This is a genomic window from Aidingimonas halophila (assembly GCF_900106955.1).
Taxonomy (GTDB): Bacteria; Pseudomonadota; Gammaproteobacteria; order Pseudomonadales; family Halomonadaceae; genus Aidingimonas; species Aidingimonas halophila.
In genome coordinates, this window is sequence record NZ_FNNI01000009.1 from 106326 (window position 1) to 132040 (window position 25715).

Consider the following 25715-nt stretch of genomic DNA (forward strand, 5'->3'; position numbering starts at 1 on the left):
GAGAGCCTGCATGCCTTTGTCGAAATCCGTCGCTCACCAGCGTCCTGTCTGGCGACGACGTACTACGGGTACTCAGTGGTTGATATGGCTGATCTGGCTATCGGGAACGGTGCTTTTCCTGTTATGCAGCCAGCTGATTGCCGGTAACACCAATTGGTCATTCGTCGCCGATGCTGGACGCCAGGGGAGCGATCTCATCTCGCGAATGGTGCCTCCGGAATGGGCCTATGCTAGTGAACTGTGGCTTCCGCTTTGGGATACCGTGAATATTGCCACCCTGGGGACGGCATTGGGCATCATGGTGGCATTTCCCCTGGCATTTCTGGCAGCTCGTAATACCTCGCCGCATCCTGTATTACGACCCATAGCGTTGCTGGCGATCGTCACTTCACGCTCCATCAACTCATTGATCTGGGCTTTGCTGCTGGTGCTGATTCTTGGGCCGGGGACGCTGGCGGGTATTCTGGCCATCGCGCTACGTTCGGTCGGGTTCATCGGCAAATTGCTGTATGAGGCGATCGAAGAGATTCATCCCACGCCTGTCGAGGCGGTTTCGGCGACGGGGGCCGGTCGGTTGCAGATCATGAGCTATGGAGTATTGCCGCAGATCTTGCCGGCGTTTGCCGGTATCAGCGTATATCGTTGGGATATCAATATCCGCGAAGCGACTGTTCTCGGTCTGGTCGGTGCGGGAGGCATCGGTCTGCAACTCAATGCCTCCATCAACACACTCGCATGGGATCGTGTGGCGGTCATCTTCTTGTTGATCTTCGCGACAGTGATGGTTTCAGAATGGCTTTCTGCCAAGATACGTCACGCCATCATTTAATCCTGTTCAATGAGCATGTCTTGGTTTGACGTGCGTCAACAAGCCACACGATAGCGCAAGAAATCCCCTTCTGCCGGGTTGAGCATCGCAGTAGCATGGAGAGGTACCACTTTCGTAGGTAGTCATGCCTCTAACGTGAGTGGTTATCCATGGTTAATGCCGTGCCATGAGCTACCCTCGTGGTGATACCTGTCTGTCCGGTGGAATACTGATGATACCAAGACACCGGATGAATCAGGTGACGGTGATAACCGGTTTCCGGAAGTCGTAGGGGAGGAATCATGGAGCTGGATCCGCTGCTATTGTCGCGACTTCAGTTTGCGTTCGTCGTGTCGTTTCACGCGATCTTTCCGGTGTTTACCATCGGCCTCGCATCCTATATCGCGCTACTCAATGGACTCTTTTATGGGACCGGAACGCCCGCCTGGGAGCGTCTAGCCATTTTCTGGACCAAGGTGTTCGCCGTCGTTTTCGGCATGGGGGTGGTGTCGGGCATCGTCATGTCCTTCCAATTCGGTACCAATTGGAGCAATTTTTCCCAGGCAGCCTCGAACTTCCTCGGACCGATGCTCAGTTATGAGGTGGTGACGGCATTCTTCCTCGAAGCGGCTTTTCTTGGGGTATTGCTGTTCGGTCGCGGTAAAGTGCCCCAAGGCGTTCACTTGTTTGCTTCGGTCATGGTCGCATTGGGCACCTTTATATCGTCTTTCTGGATTCTTTCCGCCAACAGTTGGATGCAGACGCCGGCAGGCGTCGAGTTGGCAGACGGCATGTTTCGAGTGACGTCCTGGGGTGAGGCGATCTTCAATCCTTCCTTCCCGTACCGATTCTCTCACATGGTGCTGGCGTCGTTCATTACCGGTGGGTTCGTCGTTGCCGGGGTCAGTGCCTGGTACCTGCTGATCAAGCGTGACGTCGATGCCAATAAGCGGGCGTTGTCGATGTGCTTGTGGCTGCTGTTGTTCCTGACACCCGCTCAGGCGCTGGTCGGCGATTTCCACGGGCTGAATACGTTGGAGCATCAGCCCACCAAGGTGGCGGCCATGGAAGGCAACTGGGAAACCCGGTCGGGCGTGCCGTTGCTGCTGTTTGCCTGGCCCGACCAGGAGGCGCAGGAAAACCTCGTCGAATTGGGTATCCCCAATGTGGCGAGTCTGATCCTCACGCATCATCTCGACGGCGAAGTGCCGGGAATTACCGAGGCGGCTCCCGACGAGCAGCCTCCGGTCTGGTTCGTGTTCTGGTCGTTCAGGGTGATGGTCGGGCTTGGTTTCCTGATGATTGCTGTGGCACTGGCTGGGCTCTGGCTGCGCCGGGGCGGTCGGGTGTATCAACATCGTGGCTATCTGCAGTTATTGCGAGTGATGAGCGTCTCGCCATTCATCGCTGTGCTGGCTGGCTGGTTCGTGACCGAGTCGGGCCGCGCGCCCTGGCTTGTGCAGGGCATGATGACGCATGCCGAGGGCCTGACACCGTCGCTGACAGGCGGAATGGCGTTGTTCACTCTGATCGGTTATATCGCCGTATATGCCGTGGTCTTCTACGCCGGCATGTATTACCTGACCAAAGTCGTGCGTAACGGTATGACGATCCAGGATGAAGAAGACGAGGTCGATGAGGTGGAACGTCCCAAACGTCCCTGGTCGGCAGCACATGTTCCCTTCGATGATGATACGGCCAAGGTGGAGGGCTGATACATGGAACTGATCGATCTTTCACTGATCTGGGCGGTGATCATCGCGTTCGGCGTCATGATGTACGTCCTGATGGATGGTTTCGACCTGGGCTTGGGCATCCTCTTCCCCTTTGCGCCTGATGAGCAGGCGCGCGATGTGATGATGAATTCGGTGGCGCCGGTGTGGGACGGTAACGAAACCTGGCTGGTGCTGGGGGGGGCCGGATTGCTGGGGGCTTTCCCTCTGGTCTATTCGGTGTTTCTACCGGCACTCTATATCGGTGTGTTCCTGATGCTGGCGGGGCTCATTTTTCGGGGCATCGCTTTCGAGTTCCGTTTCAAGTCCCATCGTTCGCGCCATTGGTGGAATCGCGCCTTCTGTTGGGGGTCGGCGGTGGCAACATTTGCTCAGGGAGCGGTCGTCGGTACCTACATACAGGGCTTCGAAACCGAAGGGTTTGCTTATGTGGGTGGCCCTCTGGACTGGTTGACACCGTTTACCGTATTGACGGGCATCGGCATGATGATCGGTTACTCCCTGCTGGGATCGACCTGGCTGATCCTCAAGTCGGAAGGCCACATCCAGCAATGGGCCTATCGTGTGACGCCGCGCCTGCTTGCGGCCGTCCTGGTGATCTTTCTGATCATCAGCTTCTGGACGCCGTTCATTGATCCGGCCGTCTGGGAACGCTGGTTTGGTCACCTCCGCTGGATCTGGGTGCTGCCCATGCTGGCGTTGGCTTGCATGACTCTGCTGATATGGTCGCTCAGGCGGCGCCATGAAGCACTGCCGTTTCTCTCGACGCTCGGAATTTTCCTGTTCACGTATCTGGGACTGGTCGTCAGCAAATGGCCCGTCATCGTTCCGCCCGATCACACGATCTGGGATGCCGCTTCAGCGCCTGAGTCTCAACTCTTCCTGTTGATCGGGGTGCTGTTCGTCATTCCTATCGTGCTGGTCTATACCGCGTGGACTTACTGGGTGTTCCGCGGCAAGGTTCGCGTCGGTGAGGGCTATCACTGACGCATGAGCGATACCGATACGGGGGCGGCAGCCATGTCGCCCCGTCACTGGTTGGGCCGGCTGGCGAAACAGCAGCGTCATTGGTTGATCGGCAGCGTACTGTTGGGGGGCGTCGCCAGTGCCTTGACGGTATTGCAGATGGTCGGCCTGGCCTGGCTGATCAGCCAGTTGGTCGTAGCGGGTACCTCGCCGGATTCGCTGCTTCCTGTGTTCGCAGGATTGGCCGGCGCGGTGTTGTTGCGTTCGCTGCTGTTATGGAGCCAGGAAGCGGCAGGGCAGGAGGCCAGCCTGAACATTCGCCAACGGGCTCGGGACGAGGTGTTGAATCATCTGGAACGCTTGGGGCCGGTTCGACTGTCGGGGTATCACTCCGCTGGATTGGGCAATCAACTGGTCGATCAGGTCGAGGCACTGGATGGTTATATTGCCCGGTTTCTTCCCCAGCAATGGCTGGCGATCTGGCAGCCACTGCTGATTCTGGCCGTGGTGGTGTGGCTGGATTGGTTGGCGGCGCTTTTTCTGCTGCTGTCGGCGCCCATGATTCCATTATTCATGGCGCTGGTCGGTATGGGGGCGGAGCGTCTCAATCGCGACCAGTTTGCAGCCGTCGCCAGGCTCGCCGGCCACTTCATCGACCGGGTGCGGGGGATCACCACCCTGCAGTTGTTTGCACGTGGCGTGCAAGCAACCGACGAGGTGTATGACGCTGCAGATCATTATCGACGACTGAGCATGAAAACCTTGCGCCTGGCGTTTCTTTCATCGGCTGTCCTCGAGTTCTTCGCTGCCGTTGCGATTGCGGTCGTCGCGATTTATGTCGGTTTCGGGCTGTTGGGATATATCGACTACGGTCCGTCGCCGTCATTGACCCTGTTTTCCGGATTGACGATTCTGCTGCTGGCGCCCGAGTTCTTTCAGCCGCTACGAACATTATCCCAGCATTATCATGATCGCGCAGCGGCGCTGGGGGCGGCCGAAGGTCTGGTCAGGCTGCTTGCCATGGAAACGGCGGACGGGCAACGAGTCAGCTCATCGTCATCGCCGGCCGCGGCAGAGGATGTTGGCGGTTCGGCCAGTGCCATCATTCAACTGACAGAGGTCACGGTGTTTCATGGTGGCCGGGATCGCGTTCTGGGACCGCTATCGGTCACGTTTTACCGGGGCGAAACCGTCGCTCTGGCAGGGCCGTCGGGCGCCGGGAAGTCAACGCTGCTGCAGTTGCTGGCCGGCTTTATCGAACCCCATAGCGGTCATCTGCAAATGCCGCCGTTGGAAGGGGTTGCCTGGATGGACCAGCGACCCTGGCTGATTCAGGGAACGTTGGCGGACAACCTGAACGTGGTGTCGCCGGACGCTTCGGAGGAGGCAATGATCGATGCGCTCACTTCAGCAGGGTTGGGCCGTTTCCTGGCGACGTTGCCTTCAGGATTGGATACCCCGCTGGGGGAACGGGGCGTTGGCCTGTCGGGCGGTCAAGCGCAACGCCTGGCGCTGGCGCGAGTATTCCTTTCGAAGGCGAGGCTGGTGTTGCTCGATGAACCGACGGCGAGTCTCGATCATGACACGGAAGCTGGCGTTATCGAGTCGATTCGTATATTGGCGCAAGGCGGCAGAACGGTCGTGATCGCGACCCACCATCCTGCATTGATGGCGATGGCGGATCGGACTCTGATTCTCGATCAAGGCAGGATCGATGAGGTTCGCTCATGACCAATGAGTTCCGCCCCTGGTTGAAGCTGTTGCGGCGGCGACGTTCCCGGCTGATGACAGGGGCACTGCTGATGGTGTTGACCGTCGGTTCGGGTGCCGCCTTGTTGGCACTGTCGGGCTGGTTCATCACGGCCACGGCGGTGGCAGGCATGCTGTTGGCGGCAGGCGGCGCGATGACCCTGGATGTGTATGTGCCGGGCGGCGGCATCCGCTTTTTCGCCGTCACTCGTACGGTATCAAGGTATCTGGAGCGCCTCTATAACCACGATACCGTGCTGCGGCTTCTGGCCGACCTGCGAGCCGGCATGTTTGCCGTACTGGTGAAACTCGATGCCCATACCCTGTCCCGACGTCGGGCCAGTGAGTGGCTGAATCGCCTCACGGCCGATATCGATACATTGGACAGTCTCTATCTGCGCCTACTGGCTCCGCCTGCCGTGACATTGCTGGCCATAATCCTGGTCAGCGGTGTGGCATCGATTTTTGTCCCCTGGGTCGGGGCGACCATTGCCTTGTTGCTTGGAGGGACCTGGTTATGGCTGATCGCTGGTCAGGCCTGGTGGGGAATGGCGGCCAGTCAGCGCCGGGTTACCACGCAGGAGACGCTGCGCTCGCATACCATCGATCACCTTCAGGGGCTGGCGGCGTTGTCGGCGTATGGTTCGTTGGCATCCCATCATCAGACGATCGCCAGGTCGGAACAATGCTTGTATCGGGATCAACGACGTCTGGCCGGTATGGTGGCATTCGGTAATGCGATGGTGTCGGTTGCCGTCGGCATGACGGCGCTGGCGGTACTGTACCTGGCGTCATGGGCCTATCAAGAGCAATCGATATCCGCGCCGGTCATGGTCATGCTACCGTTGGCGGTGCTTGCCATGAGCGAAGCGTTGGCCATGTTACCGATGGCGTTGACCCATTTCGGTGCGACACGGTCAGCGGCACGACGCCTCAATGCATTGCGTCAGTCACGTAGCCGGATTTCGACATCGAATGCGGTTCGGTATGCACAGGGGCATCCGCCCGAGGTTCGTCTGGAAAACGTGACACTGCACTATCCCGGGGCACCACGTCCGGCGCTATCGAATCTGGATCTACGCTTGGCGCCGGGAGAGCGCGTGGCGCTGGTGGGGCCCTCGGGAGCGGGAAAATCCAGTGTGGCGCAACTGATGGCGCGTCTCGTCGAGCCGCAGGTCGGGCATGTGGTCATTGGCGGTATCGAGGTGTCCGAAATCGTATTGGATGACTGGCATGGTCGCCTGGGCTATCTGACCCAACAGGTGGAACTGTTCCATGACAGCATCGCTGCCAACCTGCAGATCGCTGATCATGAGGCGGATGAGGGGGCATTATGGCATGTCCTCGCCATGGTCGAGCTGGATGCGTGGGTCCGACAATTGCCGCATGGGTTGGCGACCATGGTCGGGGAAGGCGGGGCGCAGCTCTCCGGTGGCCAGGCGCGCCGGCTGACGTTGGCGCGCGTTCTCCTGGCCGAACCTGAGGTGGTGATATTCGATGAGCTCTTTTCCGGACTGGATGGTGAGCTGGCATCGCGGATCTCGACTCGTCTGGACCCATGGTTACAAGGACGCAGTGTACTGTTTCTGGTTCATCAGCTCGAAGGTGGTGACGTCGATCCTCCGGGGATCGATCGCGCGGTCATCCTCAGTGACGGGGGCGTCGTGGAACCACCCCTGGGTGAAGCGGTTCGCTAGTTATTCATGAGCTGTCGCATCGTGCGGTAGTGATGTGTTGAATTCGTTGACCGGCTGGATGCTTGATCAATCGGTCAGGCTGGCTCACGATGAGGCAATCATCATGACGGGAGTGAACCATGCAAGAGTTTTTGACCCGCCTCCCCAAAGCGGAGCTGCATCTTCATATCGAGGGATCGCTGGAACCGGAACTGATGTTCGCGCTGGCCAAGCGAAACGGTATCGAGTTGCCGTATCCGTCGGTCGATGCCGTTCGGGCCGCTTATGAGTTCGATAATTTGCAGTCGTTCCTGGATCTCTATTATCAAGGTATGGGGGTGTTGTGCACGGCCGAGGATTTCTATGACCTGGCGATGGATTATTTTCACCGGGCGCAGGGGGAAGGCGTCAGGCATGTCGAATTATCCTTCGATCCTCAGGCTCATCTACAACGGGGTGTCGAGCTGTCGATCCAGGTCGATGGATTGATGCGGGCCATGCGTGATGCCGAGCGTGAACTGGGGCTTTCCACTGCGCTCATACTGAGTTTTCTACGCGATTGTCCCGCTGACGAAGCCATGGATGTGCTGGAAAGTGCGTCGCCGTATTGGCAGATGATCGATGCCGTCGGTCTGGACAGTGCCGAATCCGGCAATCCCCCGGGTAAATTCAAGGCCGTCTTCGAACGGGCCAAGGAACTCGGGATTCCGCGTATCGCTCATGCCGGGGAAGAAGGACCGGCCAGCTATGTACGTGAGGCATTGGATGCGCTGGATGTCTGCCGTATCGATCATGGCGTCCGTTGCCTGGAGGACGCGGAACTCGTCGAGATCCTGCGGGAGCGTCGTATCCCCCTGACCGTATGTCCGTTGTCCAATGTCCGACTCAAGGTCGTTGAAGACATGCGCGATCACCCGCTACCGACATTGTTGAACGCGGGACTGGTGTTGACGCTCAATTCCGATGATCCGGCTTATTTCGGGGGTGGCGTGCTGGACAATTATCTCGCTTGCCATCAGGCATTCGAATGGTCCCGTGAGACCTTTGTGCAGCTTGCGCGTAATGCATTGAATGTCGGGTTCATGAGTGAATCGCGTCGCAATGAATTGCTTGCTGAACTCGACGATGTCGTGGCCAATTGGACCTGAGGTCTGAAATGCAGGAAGCGGTACTGGTCTATGACACGCAATGTCCTTTCTGCGATCAGTATTGTCGCCTGCTCCGGCTGCGTGACTCGGTCGGCGAAATACGGCTCGTCGATGCCCGCCAGGCGAGCGATATCATGGAGGAGATCACCCGGGCGGGGCTCGATATCGACCAGGGCATGGTACTGAAACTCGATGACCGTCTGTATTACGGCGATGACGCGATTCATGCCCTGGCATTGATGAGTAGCCGTTCCGGCATGTTCAATCGCCTCAATTATTGGATATTTCGCTCGCCGAGGCGGGCTCGATGGTTGTATCCCGTCTTGCGCTATTGCCGTAACCGGTTGCTGCGCTTGATGGGCCGGACCAAGGTGAACAACCTGGCCCGGCCGGACAATACGCATTTCTGATGTCATCCGGATGACTCAAGTGAGGACGTGTATCTCTTGTTGTTGAGCATCGAGCTGGAAATGGCCGCTTTCGATGGCCTGCCCCCAGGCTAGCGTCTTGTCGATCCCGCCGAAGGGATAGAAGTGCAGGGAGAGTGCCGGATCATGCTGTTCGGCGAGCCCCAGGACCTGTTCGACCGGTGGACGGGCCTTGGCGAGTTTGAACAATCTTCCCCCCTGGCGCTGGAGCGCCCACATGGATGGGCCGATGCCGCAAGACATGGCATATTTCCATAATGTCGTCAGGGTCGCGGGGCCGGGAAGCCCGACGCGAATGGGGACATCGATACCGCGCTGGCGCAAATGTGCCTTCCAGTCGATCAGAGGTTGAGCGTCGAACAGAAATTGCGTGACTACCCATGCCTGAAGCCCCTCGCGTTCGGCATAATCCAGTTTGCTGCGCAGGGCGAGGTCGAGGGCATCCTCGTCAGCCTGAAAGTGACCCTCGGGGTGGCCGGCAATCGCCAGTCGATGGATGCCATGCCTGGACAGGGAAATGTCGTCGAGTAACGCCAAGGTGTCGGGGTAGGGGCCGAGCGGTGTCGCCATGCTTCCGGCAATCAGCAGCACGGCACTCACCCCGGCCTCATTCGTCAACCGTTCGAGGCCACTACGCAGCGTCTCTCGGTCGGGGATGCTGCGCGCGACCAGATGCGGAATGGGATCGTGTCCACTCTGCTTCAGCCGCTGTGCAGTCGCGATGACGTCGGCGAATGGCTGCCCTGGCAGATGCGTGACATAGACCTGACGCTTCACGGCTGCCTGTTCGTCCGAGTTCAGCAGGGACGGTGCCGTCCCCGGCGTCACTTCCAATGACCAGTCTTGCGCAAGCGCTTGTATCCGCTGTTCGACAGGCGCCGTGACTGAGGGGATACCATGATCGGCCGGCGTGGCTTCGGTATGGTCAACTTGAAGCATCCAACCCCCTGGATTTGGCGACTTCACGCGCATTGGGATTGACCGATGCACGGAAAGGCATATCGACGATCGTGGCGTCCACTGGTGCTCCCGGCGTATCGGCGTACTGTTCCGGTAGCCATACCTTGAGTGTCGTGCCGAGGTCTTTGTACTCCACCGGGACATAGCCCATGGCAATATTGGTCTGCAGTTCCGGCGAATACCAGGGGGAGGTGACATAACCGATCGGGTTGCCTGCATCACTGCCGGAAATCAACCAGAAGTCCGGTGCATAGTCATCTATCGGGCGACCGCCCAGTACCATGCCGACGAGGATATTGCGGAACGGATAACGGCCCTGGTCGATTTCGCTACGCACCCGTTCCAGCGCCGCGCGGCCGACGTAATCGGATTCCTTCTGTCGGGGAATCTGATAGCCCAGATTGCACTGGAACGGGAGGGTCTCCTGATCCATATCCTGGCCCCATGACAGGATACCGGCGGCAATACGACGATGGTGAGCCGGAGCGATGACACGCAGGTTGTGTTTTTCGCCGGCTTCCAGCACGGCATTCCACATGTCATCGGGATTCTGGGTGGCGTTCATGAGGTAGATTTCGTACCCCTTCTCGCCGGTGAACCCGGTTTGCGAGATGATGACGTCACGTCCTCCGACCTTTGCTTCCATGAGGCCGTAATACGGAATATGGCGGACATCGTCGCCGATCAGGTCGACCATCAAGGCCTCGGATTTCGGGCCTTGAATCTGTACCGGTGCCACATCGATTTCTCCGATACTGACGTTGAAGCCCATCCCCAGGTTGACGCCTCGCAACCACAGCTCGAGATCGCTGTCGGATATCGAGAACCAGAACTCATCCTCGCCGACACGCAGTAGCACGGGGTCGTTGATGATGCCGCCATCTTCGTTGCAAAGGATGACGTATTTGCCATGCATTGGTTTGATCGCCGACGCGTTGCGGGTGATGACATAGTCGACGAAAGCCAGGGCATCAGGGCCCTTGACCTGAATCTGACGCTCGACGGCAACATTCCAGAGCGTGACGTCATGAACGAGTGACTCATATTCGACCATGCTGCCGCCATCCTCCGGGCGTACGTAGCCACGTGGATGATAGACACGATTGTAGACCGTGGCGCGCCAGCAGCCGGCCTGATGAGACAGGTGCCAGTACGGTGACTTGCGAACACGGGTCGAGATGAGCATCTCCACCGGTGTGGGGCCGGACTGGCGAAGGTTGATCGGTACTCTGCGGTCGCTCTGGTCCACCGAGGGGCATTGATGATTGACATAATCCTCGACGATGGCTTCGGTGCCTGGCATCGGGATGACACCATCGGCGTTCGGCGTGTTGGCGTGCTGTTGGGTCATGACGGCAATCCTCCTTTTCCTTCGAGTGCCTGACTCGAATTCAGTGTGGAAGTGAAGATGGCCATCGGGCATGCTGGTTGCGACCTCGTTGTCGCTGAAAACGCCTAAGAGGAACTCGCAGCATCTCGAGATTGTCGTTGTCTGTAACGCCTTGTCGAGTGACCGCTACATTGGGGAAAACGATGCAGGGAGGGGATCGTGGAGCGTTTCATACTGGCACTGAAGCTGATGATCGCGTTGATCGTGATAGTGCTGTTCATCCAGAACATACGTGTGGTCGATATCAATTTCCTCGCCTGGAGTTTGTCGCTACCGCTGGCGTTGTTGATTGTCGCGGTGTATGTGCTGGGCATGTGGACCGGCAAATCGCTATGGTCGGTGATTCGCCGGGTATTCGGTCATTCATCGGCACGCTGAAGGTGCCTGAAGATGACTACATCTCGAGTTGCTGCATCCAGCGCTGGATCTGTCGCCGTGAGCGGCGATCGGTCAAACGCTGCGTTTGCAGTGCCGCTGGGGTGATACTGTAATCGTTGCCGTCATGGTTCACTAGAAAGCGGCGACTGGCACCGACGGGGCTGTCTTCCGATCCATAGATGGCAATGACACGGATGTCCAATGCCTCGATCCTGGATGCTCCGTTTCCATGCATGTTCTCCAGCGCTTCGCCGTGCTGCTGAGCGACACGTTTCAGTATTTTCCGGAAGGTGTCGACATGTAGATAGCCTCCCGATTCCAAAGGGCCTTGATGACTGTGGTAGCGTTCGCCATCCTCGACCGATTGCTTGTAGTCGATGATATCCAGGGACTTATTCCCGTCGGCGGTCTCCAGGACGGCGACGATGTGTTGGACGAAGATCGACTCCACACTCATGTTGCTGATCAGGCACAAGGAGTCGATATCCATGCCTCGACCTCGATTGATAATGATCCGCGGACGGCGTTGGCGGGAATAGCTCTTGTAGAGAAGGTGCATATACGCCAACCAGACGATGAAGGTCAGGATACTGCCGATGGCAGTAATGGCACTGGCGTTTTCACTGATCCATAGCATCTTGTGATCCTTTCAGGCATGTCGGTCGTGCCAGCATAAAAAAAGGGTGGCATGCGAGCCACCCAAAACAGCGCGAGGCAAGAGATGATCGTTATTCGAGAGTGCGTTGATGAACGCAAGTGCCGTTGGCCCAAGTGGCGTGGACCGTACGGTCGTCACCCAGCATCATCAGGGCAAACAGGCGCTCTCCCAGGTTGCGGGTCCGTTCGATACGACGTGACAGCAATGGGGTGGCGTAAGGATCGAGAACGACGATATCGGCGTCGCTGCCCTCACGCAGGCTACCGATATGGCTGTCCAGGTGCAGGGCTCTTGCATTGCCGAGTGTCAGTCGATAGAAACCCTGCCAGGCCGTCATTGGCTGATCCAGCAACTGACCGACTTGATAAGCGGCCTTGAGTGTCGCCAGTCCCGACAGGTCGGTGCCACCGCCGACATCGCTTGCCAGACTGGTGTTCAACCCGGCATCGCGACATGCCAGTCGGTCGAACAGGCCGCTCCCCAGGAAGAGGTTGGAGGTCGGACAGAAAGCGATATTGGCACCTGCCGCCGCCAGACGGTTACGCATGGGTTGCGTCAAGTGAATGCCATGGGCAAAGGTGCTGCGGGGACCGACGAGACCGTAACGTTCATAGACACCGAGGTAATCCTTGCAGTCAGGAAACAGTTCGGCGACCCAGGCTATTTCGCCCTGATTCTCTGACAGATGGGTCTGCAGATGGAGATCGGGGGCATTGCGCAGAATGCCGCCGGTGGCATCGAGTTGTGCGGGCGTCGACGTGGGTGCGAAGCGAGGTGTCAGCGTATAACCGAGGCGGTCCTTGCCATGCCAATCGCTGATCAGGCGCTCACTGTCGCGAATGCCGCCTTCCGCCGTGTCGGTCAAGCCGTCCGGCGCATGGCGGTCCATGAGCACCTTGCCGGCCAGCATGCGAAGTCCGCGTCGCTTGGCAGCGGCAAAGAAGGTATCCACTGAGACCGGGTGAGAGGTACAGAAGACTTGGGCGGTGGTGGTACCGACACGCAGTTGCTCGTCCAGAAACGCTTCGGCGACGTTCTCGGCGTGAACGCGTTCGGCAAAACGGCACTCCTCAGGGAACGTATAGTCGTTGAGCCAGTCGAGCAGCTGGCGGCCGTAGGAGGCCATGATATCGAGTTGCACGTAATGGACGTGACTATCAATAAAACCAGGCATCATCAGCTTGTCGGTATAATCGACGACACCGATATCATTGGGCAGGCTGGGGACCAGTGTCTGATAGTCGCCGACGGCTCGAATCCGGCCGTCTTCGATCCAGATGGCGCCGTCCTCGCGATGGAGCAGACTGCCGGCGTCGGGAGCATCTCCCTCGCCGGGATCATTGAGGAAGCTCACCAACGGTCCTCGCAGGATGCGATGATTGTTCATGCCGCTTACCTTTACTGGTTGTCGGTGGAAGAGGGCGAAAAGATGTCGCGTAATGTGTCCGGAGCGATACCGCGTCGATCGGGGGGTTGGCCGGTGGCCTCCGATGTCAACGTCAATAGTTCAGCGGCGACGGCCAGAGCGATTTCGTAGGGTCGCTTGCCCTTGGCACCGGCAATGCCGATTGGGCACCGCACCCGCTCGAGCGCCTCCTCGCTATGGCCGCCATCACGCAGACGGCGCTTGAAACTGGCCCATTTGCTGTCCGAGCCGATCAAACCGATGGAGGCGCAGTCACCGTGTCGGAGAAGCGCATCGATCAAGGCGCGATCCTGACCATGATCGTGTGTCATGACCAGTGCATGGATGCCGGAGGGGAGTGATCCGACCACCGAGGTGGCCACTGACGAGTCGGTGGGGTCGTCGATCCCCCGACATTCGAGACGTGGCTGATTGGCGGCCTTGGCTGGAAAGGCATCGGGCCGTGAGTCCAGCCACAGGATACGCCAGGGTAGCGGGGCGAGGGCCGGGATGAGAGCCTGTCCGACATGCCCGGCACCGAACAAGGCGATGGTCGCCTCGGCGCCGGAAAACACCTCGATCAATACGTGGACATAGCCACCACAGCATTGACCGCTGCGCCCACCCAGCGGGAAGGCTTCGAGGTGAGGGCCAGTATCATCACTGGCGATGGCTTCCCGCGCCTGGGCGATGACCTGATATTCGAATGTCCCGCCGCCCAGGGTGTCATGAACGTCATCGGCCGTGATCACCATCTTGGCTCCGGGCTCCCTCGGCGTGGAGCCGGCGGTACCGACGATGCTGGCCAGGGCGTGCGGTTGGCCACGGCACTGCAATGCATGCAGTGCCTCGTGCCAGCTCATGGATTCGACATCAGGCCGGTTCATGGTGCGAAACATTCCGTTGGGTATCGCTGCGCTGTGTCTTGATGGCCTCGATGGCCATCAGCACCCGTTCGGGGGTTGCCGGCGTATCCAGACGTGGGCATTCGCGGTCGTCGGTGAGGCTGGCGAGTGCATCGCGTAACGCCGACCAGACCGATATCCCGAGCATGAATGGTGGTTCTCCCACGGCCTTGGAGCGATAGATGCTGGCCTGGGAGTTGGGATGGCCTTGCATCAATTCGACATTGAATACGGGAGGCAAGTCGCCGAATGCCGGAATCTTGTAGGTCGCCGGGCCGTCCGAAACCAGTCGGCCGCTGTCGTTCCATTTGAGTTCTTCGCTGGTCAGCCAGCCCATGCCCTGGATGAAACCGCCCTCGATTTGGCCGATATCGATCGCAGGGTTCAGGGAATCGCCGACATCATGCAGGATATCGACCCGGTCCACCTGGTATTCGCCGGACAGGGTATCGACACTGACCTCTGCGACAGCGGCACCGTGGGCGAAGTAATAAAAAGGGCGGCCTTTGCCCGTGTCACGGTCGTAATGAATCAGAGGTGTCGAATAGAACCCTTTGGCTGATAAGGACACACGGCCGAGATAAGCCGCTTGGACCAGTTCCCCCCAAGGGATGTGGCGTATTGATTCACCGCTGCCGGCGACGAGATGCCCGTTTTCCAGGCGCATGCTCTCTCGGTCGAGACCCCCTTGATCCTGGCAGAAATGGTCGGCAGCGAAATCGAACAGGCGCTCGCGAATCTGGCTGGCGGCGTCACGCGCGGCCTGGCCGTTGAGATCGGCTCCGCTGGAGGCGGCGGTGGGCGAGGTATTTGGCACCTTGTCGGTTCGCGTTGCCGTGATGCGAACCTGTTCGAGATCCAGGCCGAGTTCTCGGGCGGCCACCTGACAGACCTTGGTATGCAGACCTTGTCCCATTTCGGTGCCGCCGTGATTGATCATCACACTGCCATCGGTATAGACATGCAGCAGGGCGCCGGCCTGATTCAAATGCTTGGCCGTGAAGGAGATGCCAAACTTCACCGGTGTCAGCGACAGACCTTTCTTGATCACCCGGCTACGCGCGTTGTAGTCCGTGATGGTCTGACGCCGCGACCAGTAGTCGCTGCTCGTTTCCAGTTGACTCACAATGTCGTTCAGGAGTGTCAACTGTTCGACCTGTTGTCCGTAATGGGTCATGTCCCGGCCGGGGCGGTAGAGATTGCGTTTGCGAACCGTCAGAGGGTCTTCGCCGACATGGCGCGCAATATCGTCCATCGCTGCTTCGATGATCATCATGCCTTGTGGACCACCGAAACCGCGAAATGCGGTATTCGATGCCGTATTCGTCCGAGCCCGATGCCCCGTGACTCGGGCCTGGCCCAACGAGTAGGCGTTATCGGCATGGAACATGGCTCGGTCGACGACGGCTTCCGACAGATCGGGTGAGTAGCCGCAGTCCCCGATGACAGTGATATCGCCACCGGTGATCACCCCCTGATCATCGAAACCGAGACGGTAGCGGTTGTGGAACGGATGACGCTTCCCGGTCGCGCGCATATCCTCGGCACGAGGGAGGCGGACCCTTGTCGTACGCCCTGTACGACGGGCGATGATGGCAGCAATACAGGCCCAGGGCGAGGCCTGTGTCTCCTTGCCGCCGAAGCCGCCACCCATGCGCCGCGTTTCGACAGTGACGGCATGGAAGGGGATGCCCAGGACCTCGGCGATCAGCTTTTGTGTTTCGCTGGGGTGCTGGTTGGATGTGTGTACCACCACGCCTTCATCTTCTGTCGGTTCGACCACGCAAGCCTGCCCTTCCAGATAGAAGTGCTCCTGTCCGCCCACGAACTGCTCGCTTTCCAGCATATGGGGCGCGGTCTCGAGTGCCTGCTGCCAGTCACCGCTTTGCTGGGTATGCGTGGGACGCACGAATTCTCCCCGTTCAGTGGCTGCCACCGGATCGAGATTGGCAGGTTGTTCATCGATCTCGATGACGGCGTCCTTGACGGCTAGACGTGCAGCCTTGTAACTCTCGGCGGCCACGGCGAAAAGTGCCTGACCGACATAGCTGATCTCGTCGTCGACCAGGATCGGATCTCCCGGAAAGACCGGACCGATATCCGTATGGCCGGGGACATCGATGATGGTGATGACGTCTGTGACGCCGGGGGCCGCCCTGACGTTATCCAGGTTCATGCGTGTCAGCCTGCCATGAGCGACGGGGGACAATCCCAGAGCGACATGGAGCGAGTTACCGGCCGTGGCCATGTCGTCGATATAGGTGGCACGTCCAGTCACATGTTTAATGGCGCTTTCATGGGCACGGGCTGTATCGCCAGTGCCATGAGGTTTCCCTGGCTCCGTGACACGCGCCAGGGGGCCATCCCCTTTGTTGCGCCCCTCTTGTTCCTGGCGCGCCGTGACGGCATCGCTATCGAGATCGGTGCCGAGGGTCTTGGATAAATCAGTGAGCGTACGCATCGAGGGCTACCTCCGCTCCGGTGTTGTCAGGGCTGGATGTTGATTCGGAAGTGATCATCAGACGCAGGCGTTCCAGTAGATTACCCGCAGCGAGGCGTCGATAGTCGCTGGAACCGCGGACATCACTCATGGGGGAGAATTCTTCATCCAGCGCGATGCGTGCCGCTGAAAAGGCGGACTCCGTGACCGCCTGGCCTTCCAGGGCGATTTCGGCTTTATAGGCGCGACGCGGAATCGCCGCCATGCCGCCGAATGCCAGCCGGACGTCGCGGAGGCGGCCATTGTCCAGTCGCCAGGCGAAAGCCCCAAGTACAGCGGAAATGTCGTCTTCACGCCGTTTGGACAGCTTCCAGACCTTGAGGTTGTGATCCGCGGAGGGCCTCGGTAGATAGATATCCCGAATGAATTCGTCAGCGGCCAGTGCCGTTTTCTTGTAATCAAGGAAGAAGTCGGATAACGGCAGTGTGCGTTCCCCACCTGGGCCATCGAGGCGCACTTGCGCATCCAATGCCAGCAGCACGGGCGGAGTGTCGCCGATCGGTGAGGCGTTGGCGATATTGCCCCCCATCGTGGCCCGGTTACGAATCTGGGAAGAAGCGAAACGATGCATCAAGTGGTGGAATGCCGGGTAATGACTGGCGAGCAGGGGATCCAGCCGTGAAAACGTCACGGCCGCGCCGATCCACCAACCATCCGTCGTCTCCTCGATGGCATTGAGTTCCGCCACGTGACGCACGTCGACAAGATCTTTCAGGGGGTTGAGTTGCTGCGTCGTCTCCAACCACAGGTCGGTGGCGCCCGCGACCAGACGTGCGTTGGGACGCTGCTGCTTGAGTTCACGGAGACCAGCGAGGTCGTTCGGGGCAGCGAAATGCCCGGTGGACGAGGTGACTTCTGTCGGTGCGTGCCGAAGTTCGGTGACATTGTCGGCCAGGCCAGGGTCATCGGCCCAGAGAGGGTGTGTGTCGGGCTGCCGGCCCATCGTCAGTGCGGCATCACGAATCGGTCTATAGCCCGTACAACGGCAGAGATTGCCCCCTAACGCTTCTTCCAGACGTTCCTGCGTCAGGGGAGACGGCGTGTGTCGCTGTTGTTCGAACAGCGTGAATAGTGACATGACGATTCCCGGGGTACAGAAACCGCACTGGCTGCCATGACACTCGACCATTGCCGACTGCGCAGGATGTAGTGCGTCCCCTCGAGATAGTCCTTCGACGGTTACGAGGTGACAACCATGGAGTTGATGTGCCGGGGTGATACAGCTATTGGCATTGTGATAGATCAATTGACCCTGCGCATCGGGTTCGCCGATGGCCACGGTGCAGGCACCGCAATCGCCTGAAGCACACCCCTCCTTGGTACCTGTGTGACCGAGGTGGGTGCGTAGCAGTTCGAGAATGCTTGTGTCAGGGGGGATATCGGCACATTGCTGCCGCTGCCCATTGAGATAGAAATCGATCATCGCTCAGTCCGGTGTGTCAGGTTTGTTGTCAGTAGCCAAGCGTTACTTTCTGACCAAATGGTCAACTATGGATAAGCGTGGCTCAAAGTCGTGCCAAGTGCAAGGGAATCGGTAGTGAATTTTCTCTTTCAATGGGTCATTGCACCTAGAATGAGGCTGCGGCAAGCTTGGGGCTTTCCTCATCGGGGCTTGAGTGAATGACATCAATGAATATGCCCGAAAGCACGCGCGCCCGCACACGCAATGAAAAGGCGATTCTTGAAGCGGCGGAACAGGTGTTCGCACGTCACGGATATCGTGGAGCCAGCGTTCAAGCGATTGCCGAAGCCGCTGGGCTACCCAAGTCCAACGTACTGTATTATGTCGGCAGCAAACGGCGTCTCTACGTCGCCCTGTTGGAACGCATGATGGAGCGCTGGAATGCCATGCTCGACGATATTCGCGTCGAGGACGACCCGGCCGAGGTGATCGAGGCATTCATTCGCAGCAAGATGCAGTTGACCCAGACCCATCCTCAGGGATCGCGGCTGTTCGCTGCGGAAATACTGGGTGGTGCCCCATTCCTTCAGGAGTACCTTCACGGCGAGTTACGCGACTGGGTCGAGGAGCGCGCTCGTGTCTTCCGCCAGTGGGCGGAACGCGGGCAAATGGATCCGATTGATCCGGTATGGCTGATTTTCCTTATCTGGTCAGCAACGCAGCACTATGCCGACTTCGAGGCGCAAGTCGTGGCCATCACTGACAGGGAAGCCTTGGACGATAGTGATTATCAGGACATTACGGACTTTTTGTGTCAGGTCATTCTCAAAGGGTGTGGCATTCGTCGCTGACAGCGACGGTCGACTCTTGCGATGATTTTTGTATACAATAAGAGCATGACATGGTCGCCACAAAGAGGCTTCGGAATGACTCAGCGGTGGCAGGAAAATTTGAATGTCGACTCCAGCGTTCGGATCAATGACCAGTACATCGTCGAGCGTATCCGGCATGCCGTACTGACCCAGCGGTTACCGCCCAATACCCGTTTGCCGGAAGTCACGCTCGGTGAGGTTTTCGGTGTGAGTCGGTCGGTGATACGCAAGGCTCTGACTCGTCTGGCGTCCGATCATGTCATCGTTCAACAACCCAACCAGGTGGCACGGGTCGCCGCCCCGGATGTTGCCGAGACACGTGAGATCTTTGCTGCCCGTCGATTGATCGAAGGTGAGGTGGCGTCGCTGCTGTGCGGCCACCTCGATACCGTGCAGCTCGACGCGCTCGATACTCTGGTGCAAGCCGAGCAACACGCCCACGAACAAGGCGATGAGCCGCGTCGTATCGAACAGTCGCTCGCCATTCATCACTATCTCGCCGACCATGCACCGAACCGTATCCTTGGCGTCATGTTGACGGATCTCATCCTGCGGACCTCGATCGTGATCGCCTTGTACAAACGCTCAGGTATGGCGTCATGCTATCTGGGAGACGATCATGCGATATTGGTCGAGCTGTTGCATCACGGCGAGCCCGATCAGGCACGATCTCACGTGCAGACTCATCTCGATTCTCTCGAACGCCTGCTTGACCTGAGCGCGTCGGAAACCCGTATTGATCTGGCATCGATTTTCGGCGCCACTCTCTGACTACGCCGAATCTAGCCTGAAAACTGCTCCAAACGTACGATACCGACCAGGATCTCTTCTTGAAGCGGGCGTTGGGGTAACCTGGCACGGTGCTGTTCCAGGCGCCTACTGCTGAGCCGATCAGGCCGAGAACGTCGCTTCCTCGGCGTAGACCTCGGCGAAGATGGCGGTGATGGGCCGGTTGGGCTGCTGAGCATGGCGCTGCCTGACCTCCGCCGAGAGTCGCTCGAGTTCCTCGCTGGGCCGGGCCCTCTGCTCCCTGGGAATCGGCTGTGACCACTCCTCGAGGCTGGCCGGCAGGGTCCGGCGCCCGGCCTTCTGGATGGCACGGATCTCCCATTCGGCGAGATGGAAGGGGATCGTCCACAGGTCGAGGATGTGCCACAGGTACCACATCGTGACCTTGAACAGGCCGATCTCGCCGTCGCGATGGCGACGATGCAGTCGACGGCGGGCGTTATGGAAGGTATGCACGCCTTCGTAGGGTGGGTCGCCAGGGCGATGCAGGCCGTTCGGATCCTGAATCTCCTCGCGGGTATGCACCTCGTATTCCATGTAGGCCCGCACCGACTCCCAGAGCCCCATCGCCAGCGGCAGGCCGGGCTGTGGCAGTTCGAGATAATGCTGCTGCCCCGTCTCGGGGTCGATGAAACCGAGCCCCAGACCATACTGGCGCTGAACGCCGTACTGGGTCGCGCCCTGAGCTTGGGTTACCCAGGCCGTCACACTCTCCCAGGGCACGATGATCGGCGGCTTGCCCCCGCCCGGCGCGAAGGCCACCTCGCGGCGCTGGCGATGGAAACGGGTGGGGACATCATTACGAAATTTAAAGTAAAACTGGATTTTAATGGCTAATGCTAAACAAAGAGCAAAGGCGCATGTTCCTATAGCCAAGCCAAATGCTTCATTAAAAAGCCCATTAAACCCCACATAGAAAAGCTCGACCTTCTTGCTAATAGCCCACATCCCCCCTCCCCCCAACACAGGGATAAGAAAAGCCATCATCAAAAAACCGATAAAAGGGATTCCTAATGTAAACTGCCAAGTAAAAGGGGTGGGCAGGCTCCCCCCGAAGTCCAGATAGGCATCGTTGACCTCGCCGATGGCATGATTGAAGTCAACGGGGGCCGCCCCCGTGGGCAAGGGAACAGGGGACAGGTAGCTGACCTTGCCGCCTGGAAATGACTCGATATCACCGGCTCGATGGGGTTGGGCCATATCGGGGCGTGATGTCTGGTTTTCCTTGGCGGACATAGTAATGTGCCTTGGATCAAGTGAAATGTAGTGGATCAATGCGTTGCCAGGGCGCTTGCTCACCTCGAATGGTGAGTTCTGACGGGCTGTAATCTCCCTCACCGCCCGAAGCAGAAATACGGATATGATAATCACGGGCTCGATACTGGCCGTTCTCATCCAGCTCTTCCAGTCGAATGGCGATGACATTGTCGGTTCTGCGACCCGATATCGAAGCCAACGGTTCGGGTCTTGGAAGGGCAAGCATGAGCGGCGCCTCATCATTGATGCGCAGTTTGCCTGTGATCTGGTCGGTGGCGGTTACCCAGTGTGCGGGCCGGTAATCCCGCCCGCGTTGTTCGGGTCGTACCTGGTAGGCTCCAAGAAAGAGACGTACAGGGGCTTTTCCGCCAAAAGGTGCCGAGAGATCCAGAAGGCTAACAGAGGGCAGGGAGAGCCTAAAATCGGCCGATTTCGGCCCTTGCGTCCAGCTTTCCCACCAACCATCGAATTCCTCGACACTGACGTTGATTCTTGGCGCTTGCGCAATGGTCCGTAACCGTGACTGATACGCCTCGAGTGACTCATCACGGGCTTGATCCGATTCCAGGCTCCAGGGGGTGGAGAGCAGCCAGGCATCATGACGGCTGATGCTGTAATGGTTATAGAGCCAGCTCCCGCCCAACTCGAGCACGCTGAACAACGCCCCGGCGAGGTTGAAACGCCAGAATACCGATCCCAGGCGGGCCCCGGCAGCGGCCCACTCGACGCCACGGAACGCCACCGAAAAGCCTGTATGGAGGGTGTTGGCCAGCCCATAGGCGTTGGCGCTTAGCATGCCGCCGGCGCCTACCATGCTCGCCGTGGCGGCACTCTGAGCACTTTGGTCACCGCTACGAACAGCCTCCTGCCATGTGTCATATCGGATAGAAAGGCTTGAGTACGAGGCGCCAAATCCAAACAAGTAAGCCAATCCTCCCAAAAACATATGAAGTTTTCCGAGAGAAGTTGCCACCTTCTGGACAGCGGCTGTATCGAGAGCATTCGCTAGAGCATTCACCCTACTGCTTAAAGCTGTATCCATAATCCCCTGAGCGGCAAGTAACCCAGCACTTCCTGTCGTGACAAAACCAGTTAAAACAGGAGACCAATCAAGCTCTTTTCCATCAATATAACTTTCCACCAACATCTTTACAGAGCTGCACAACGACGAAAGTTGAGCAGCAAACACCAATAGCCCCAACCCATCTCCGACCAGATTCGCCTTGGGTGCCGCCGCAACCCCTTGTCGAATGTTGCGGATCAATCCGCCCACCTCGGCCTGCTGGGCCGCCGGCAACACCAGCGTCAAGCCGGCGCGTCCGGGTGCCGCGCCAGCAAGGCGAACGCTATCTTCGGGAAGCTCTTCGATGGGGCTTAGTGCGCGTGCGAGTGCCGGCTCATGCACCGTCTGCAGTTCCTGGCGAACACGTTTGAACTCCGCGAGCAGGGACTGCGCTTCGGGAGAGCGGTGCCCGGCGGTCGCCTTGACCGTATTACGCCGCTTGCGGATTGTGCTGAGCTCTTCCCGCAGCGCCAGGACACGCTGCATGGTGCGCCGGAAACTCGCCAGCTCTTCGCGCGACGCCACGACGAAGCTGGCGCCCGTGCGATGGGCGGCGTCAAGGATCCTGGCAGGTAGCGCCCTGGGAAGACGCCGGAACAACTCCTCCAGGTCGGGCACCGTGTCACGGTTGATACTCTGGTGGAACTCGTCCATGACCTGGGCGATGCCCCGCGAGATCGCGGGCGCCAGAGGCTGATGAGCGCTCTCGGCGATGACCTGGGTATCGTCGGGCAGCTCGTCTATTGCCGGCAATCGCCCGGACTCGATCGAGTGGAGTTTATTCCACAGATCCGCGACCTTGAGCACGGCCCCGTAACCGGCATTGGCAATCGTCGAGAACTGGCCGATGAAATCACTCTGAGCGGCGAGCGGCAGGGTATGGAACAACGGCCGATCGTAGTGCGGGGCGTCCTCCAGCCAGTCGGCGACCCGCCCGGACGCCTCGTCGCTGCGGCAGATATCCTTCAGGCATCCGTATTGGGCCTTGAAACCCTCGTGGACCTGATCCGCGTTCTGCGCATCGAAGTACCAGGCGGCGGTGTGGAAGCGGTTGTTGCACAGCATGTCGGCGCGATCGTCGGACAGAGCATCGAGCGTGGCATTCCAGCACTGCAGCCGCGGGCGCTGCTCGTCGAGAAAGGTGTCCAGGCGTTCGCGGTCGATCAACTCGTTGATGCCCCGCTCACCGATTCTGCTGCCTTCCAGCAGGGCCCTGAGCCGCTCGTTGTGCTGCTGTTTCATGGAAAGCAGAGCATCATCATGCCGCTCCACGAAATCCCGCCCCAGGCTCTCGTTCAGGCTCTCCTCGACGTAGTAGCGCCGTACCTCTCCCTGCAAACGATCGGCGATGTCATGGGCATTGCTGCGGTTCGCCTCGCCGCGTATCGCTCGCAGGCGCGCCTTGAGCTCATTAGGCAAGTCCGGATCGTATGGTTGAGGCAACTCCCCGGTGTTGCTGTCCCGATTGAGGAATTCGAGCAACGCTTGGCGAACCTCGCCCTGACGGGGTTCCTTCATCGCGGCAATCTCGTCCCACATGGTCTGGATGGCCGGGTCCTCCGACACCTGGCGCAGGTCTTCCAGCGAGGCGTCCTTCAGTTGGGACAGCGACTCGATATAACAGGCCAGCAGGTAATCCCGCTCGGTACGGCCCTCGTTTTCCGTGGCCCAGTCTTCCACCCAGCCCACGACCTCATCCTGGAACTGGGCCAGGTCGCGCATCACGCCGATGTCATCGCGCACGACCAGGCACAACGCCTCGTCGCGATCCTCCACGCCGTGCTGCTTGAGCAGCTTGCCCAGCCGCGTCTTGTGATAGTAGGGCTCATTCTCCCAGCGATAGGGCCGGGCCTCGTGTTCGTAGCCTTCTTCCGGTACGTCGAGCTGAGCATCCTCGGCGAACTCCGCCACCCACGCCTCGGCCTGGGCCGTGGTGATCAGGTGCCGACCGCCACCGCTGACGGGATTAGCGGCGGAGAGATCGACCGCTTGCATGAAGGCATCCCGATCCGCTTCGCTCTCGGTCACCTGGGCGCGCTTGGTTGCGGTCCACTGCACCTCGGAGAAACACACGTAGAGCGTGCGGTCGGTCTCGTACTCGAGTTTGCCGCCGGAGATGGTGTCGCCGAAATCGCGAAACTCGTACTCATCGAGCTGGAGGGTTTCACCATCGAGGACATAGAGATACCCATTACGCAGCAGCCGGATGCCCAGTGGCCGCGCCGTCAGCGAATAGGGCATCGCCACTCCCGGTTCGAGTTCCTCGACCAGGCCGTAGCGCAAGGGCAGCAACTGCACCTTGCCACCCAGTAGTGGACAGGTCGCCCCTTCCTCGCTGCCACGGCTCGACATTTCATACGCCGCCAACGAGGCATCGTTGCGATCGTCGGCGGAGCGCTCGAACGCAGCCATGTGACATTCTCCCTATGTCGTAACGTCAGTCCGTGATGTCGGGGCCACAGCCAGGGCCGCCTCGAGACGTGCCATGCCGCTGCCCTGGCCTGGATCGCGCAATAGCTTCGTCCACGCTTCCCGTCCCTCGCTCTGCTGCCAGGAGGTGATACCGAGACGCTGCATCAGGGTACAGAACAAGGCCCATTCCCGCGGCGCGGTGAACCCGAGCTCACACGCCTCCTGCACGATGCCGGCTAGCTGCGCGTAGCGCTGGCCACGATCCGTTGCCGTCAGCCAGCCGCCACAGTGTCGATCGACGAACGCCATCAGTTGACCCACGTCTCGGCGACGGTCGCAGTCTTGAAGGCGCCTGTGTTGCGGCTCTGAAAGGCGATACGCATGCGGCAAATGACAGGGTGACTCATCGGTTTCACGTGGTGCATGATAGTGCCACTCCTCGGCGATGGCATCCGGCGTCAGGATGGCGTCGATCGGCCCCCAGGGCACCTGCCCAGGCGTACTGTCAGACACCAACAGCGCAGCCATCACGGCCGGATCGGCAAGACGCAGCAGCATGGGAATGCCGGCAGGATGCTCGACCTGGATCAGGTTACGTAGATGATCGGTGACCTCGCCCCGCTCCGCTCGGCCAAGGATCAGATACCCCCATTCAGCTTCCAGGCCTTCTGCCAGGAAGGCTCGGAGTATAGGGTCTTCCGGGCCTTCCAGTCCCACCAGCCAGGGCGATAGTTCGCTGACCTCGGCCCAGGGGGTACCGGCATACAGCATGTCAGCGGCCAATTCTCCCTCGCTCCACTCGTAGAGCCGACGTGATAGCGACTCGACACGCACGCCATCGAGCAGCAGCAACACTCGCTGCTCGGCCGGCCATCGCCAATCGCCGCCTTCGAGGCCTTGCCACCATGGCCAACGCCTCATGATGATGCCCCTTGACCCTGCTGCTCGCAGATCGGGCACAGTGCTCGTTGTTGCAACAAGGCGGCATGTTGAGGTGCCTTGACCGGCTTGAACGGCGGTTTCGGCTCGGCGTCTCCGGGAGTCAGAGGAAGCCGGGCGCTCTGCCCGGTGCCCGAGCCGGGGCTGCCGCCGGCATTGACCTTGACGCTGGGGCCTCCGAGGGTGATGCCGCCGCCGTCGACCTTGAGGAAGCTGCCCCCGGCGTTGAGGGTGAGTTCGTCGCCGGCTTCCAGCACCACCTGCTGGCCGGCCTGGA

Annotated in this window: 20 protein-coding genes and 1 pseudogene; 10 read left to right on the top strand and 11 right to left on the bottom strand. The window is 59.4% G+C overall.

Annotated features, from left to right (window positions below):
* Positions 1-10: 10 nt before the first annotated feature.
* From phnE to BLW01_RS16670, 7 genes are all read left to right on the top strand, one after another.
* Complete coding sequence (gene phnE, locus BLW01_RS16640; RefSeq protein ID WP_092571750.1) at positions 11-829, top strand: phosphonate ABC transporter, permease protein PhnE; 819 nt, start codon at positions 11-13, stop codon at positions 827-829.
* A gap of 281 nt (positions 830-1110) precedes the next feature.
* Positions 1111-2523, top strand: a complete 1413-nt coding sequence (locus BLW01_RS16645; RefSeq protein WP_092571752.1) for a cytochrome ubiquinol oxidase subunit I — start codon at positions 1111-1113, stop codon at positions 2521-2523.
* Between the two features lie 3 nt (positions 2524-2526).
* Positions 2527-3528: a cytochrome d ubiquinol oxidase subunit II gene (gene cydB, locus BLW01_RS16650; RefSeq protein WP_092571754.1), complete on the top strand. Its 1002-nt coding sequence runs from the start codon at positions 2527-2529 to the stop codon at positions 3526-3528.
* Between the two features lie 3 nt (positions 3529-3531).
* A complete protein-coding gene (gene cydD / locus BLW01_RS16655) occupies positions 3532-5238 on the top strand; it encodes a thiol reductant ABC exporter subunit CydD (protein ID WP_092571756.1) in 1707 nt (568 codons plus the stop codon).
* Complete coding sequence (cydC, locus tag BLW01_RS16660; RefSeq protein WP_229806490.1) at positions 5235-6953, top strand: thiol reductant ABC exporter subunit CydC; 1719 nt, start codon at positions 5235-5237, stop codon at positions 6951-6953. The genes cydD and cydC overlap by 4 nt, the downstream gene beginning before the upstream one ends.
* Positions 6954-7072: 119 nt before the next feature.
* Positions 7073-8080 carry an adenosine deaminase gene (locus tag BLW01_RS16665; RefSeq protein WP_092571758.1) on the top strand — a complete coding sequence of 336 codons (1008 nt, stop codon included), beginning with the start codon at positions 7073-7075 and terminating at the stop codon, positions 8078-8080.
* Between the two features lie 8 nt (positions 8081-8088).
* Positions 8089-8490, top strand: coding sequence for a DCC1-like thiol-disulfide oxidoreductase family protein (locus BLW01_RS16670; protein WP_092571760.1), 402 nt, complete (start codon positions 8089-8091; stop codon positions 8488-8490).
* Positions 8491-8505: 15 nt separating this feature from the next.
* Here BLW01_RS16670 and BLW01_RS16675 read toward each other — a convergent pair whose 3' ends face one another.
* Together BLW01_RS16675 and BLW01_RS16680 are read right to left on the bottom strand one after the other, a co-directional pair.
* Positions 8506-9447, bottom strand: coding sequence for a methylenetetrahydrofolate reductase (locus BLW01_RS16675; RefSeq protein ID WP_092571762.1), 942 nt, complete (start codon positions 9445-9447; stop codon positions 8506-8508).
* The gene (locus tag BLW01_RS16680) at positions 9434-10819 is read right to left on the bottom strand and encodes a glycine cleavage T C-terminal barrel domain-containing protein (RefSeq protein WP_229806491.1); all 1386 of its coding nucleotides are present in this window, start codon (positions 10817-10819) and stop codon (positions 9434-9436) included. The genes BLW01_RS16675 and BLW01_RS16680 overlap by 14 nt, the downstream gene beginning before the upstream one ends.
* A 198-nt stretch (positions 10820-11017) precedes the next feature.
* Here BLW01_RS16680 and BLW01_RS16685 point away from each other — a divergent pair, with 198 nt between their 5' ends.
* Entirely contained in the window at positions 11018-11236 is a 219-nt protein-coding gene (locus BLW01_RS16685) for a LapA family protein (protein WP_092571764.1), read from the top strand.
* Between the two features lie 16 nt (positions 11237-11252).
* Here the strand turns inward: BLW01_RS16685 and BLW01_RS16690 are convergent, their stop codons facing one another.
* From BLW01_RS16690 to xdhA, 5 genes are all read right to left on the bottom strand, one after another.
* Positions 11253-11873: a hypothetical protein gene (locus BLW01_RS16690; protein WP_092571766.1), complete on the bottom strand. Its 621-nt coding sequence runs from the start codon at positions 11871-11873 to the stop codon at positions 11253-11255.
* A gap of 91 nt (positions 11874-11964) precedes the next feature.
* Positions 11965-13281: a guanine deaminase gene (gene guaD, locus BLW01_RS16695; protein ID WP_092571768.1), complete on the bottom strand. Its 1317-nt coding sequence runs from the start codon at positions 13279-13281 to the stop codon at positions 11965-11967.
* Positions 13282-13292: 11 nt separating this feature from the next.
* Entirely contained in the window at positions 13293-14186 is an 894-nt protein-coding gene (gene xdhC, locus BLW01_RS16700; protein WP_092571769.1) for a xanthine dehydrogenase accessory protein XdhC, read from the bottom strand.
* Positions 14173-16665, bottom strand: coding sequence for a xanthine dehydrogenase molybdopterin binding subunit (xdhB, locus tag BLW01_RS16705; RefSeq protein WP_092571771.1), 2493 nt, complete (start codon positions 16663-16665; stop codon positions 14173-14175). Before xdhB ends, xdhC begins: the two co-directional genes overlap by 14 nt.
* Positions 16649-18127, bottom strand: coding sequence for a xanthine dehydrogenase small subunit (xdhA, locus tag BLW01_RS16710; protein ID WP_092571773.1), 1479 nt, complete (start codon positions 18125-18127; stop codon positions 16649-16651). The genes xdhB and xdhA overlap by 17 nt, the downstream gene beginning before the upstream one ends.
* 197 nt (positions 18128-18324) lie before the next feature.
* On the opposite strand from xdhA, the gene BLW01_RS16715 reads away from it, so the two are divergent.
* The gene (locus BLW01_RS16715) at positions 18325-18957 is read left to right on the top strand and encodes a TetR/AcrR family transcriptional regulator (protein WP_092571774.1); all 633 of its coding nucleotides are present in this window, start codon (positions 18325-18327) and stop codon (positions 18955-18957) included.
* A gap of 75 nt (positions 18958-19032) precedes the next feature.
* Positions 19033-19749 carry a GntR family transcriptional regulator gene (locus BLW01_RS16720; RefSeq protein ID WP_092571776.1) on the top strand — a complete coding sequence of 239 codons (717 nt, stop codon included), beginning with the start codon at positions 19033-19035 and terminating at the stop codon, positions 19747-19749.
* Between the two features lie 120 nt (positions 19750-19869).
* Here the strand turns inward: BLW01_RS16720 and BLW01_RS18835 are convergent, their stop codons facing one another.
* The 4 genes and pseudogenes from BLW01_RS18835 to BLW01_RS18840 form a co-directional block, all read right to left on the bottom strand.
* Positions 19870-21003 (bottom strand): hypothetical protein, encoded by a 1134-nt coding sequence (locus BLW01_RS18835; RefSeq protein ID WP_092571778.1) that lies wholly within the window; start codon positions 21001-21003, stop codon positions 19870-19872.
* Positions 21004-21019: 16 nt separating this feature from the next.
* Positions 21020-24499, bottom strand: coding sequence for a toxin VasX (locus BLW01_RS16730; protein WP_092571780.1), 3480 nt, complete (start codon positions 24497-24499; stop codon positions 21020-21022).
* Positions 24500-24511: 12 nt separating this feature from the next.
* Positions 24512-25420: a DUF4123 domain-containing protein gene (locus BLW01_RS16735; RefSeq protein ID WP_092571782.1), complete on the bottom strand. Its 909-nt coding sequence runs from the start codon at positions 25418-25420 to the stop codon at positions 24512-24514.
* Positions 25417-25715 (bottom strand): annotated as a pseudogene (locus BLW01_RS18840) (DUF2345 domain-containing protein); the annotation flags it as partial. The gene BLW01_RS16735 and the pseudogene BLW01_RS18840, both read right to left, overlap by 4 nt.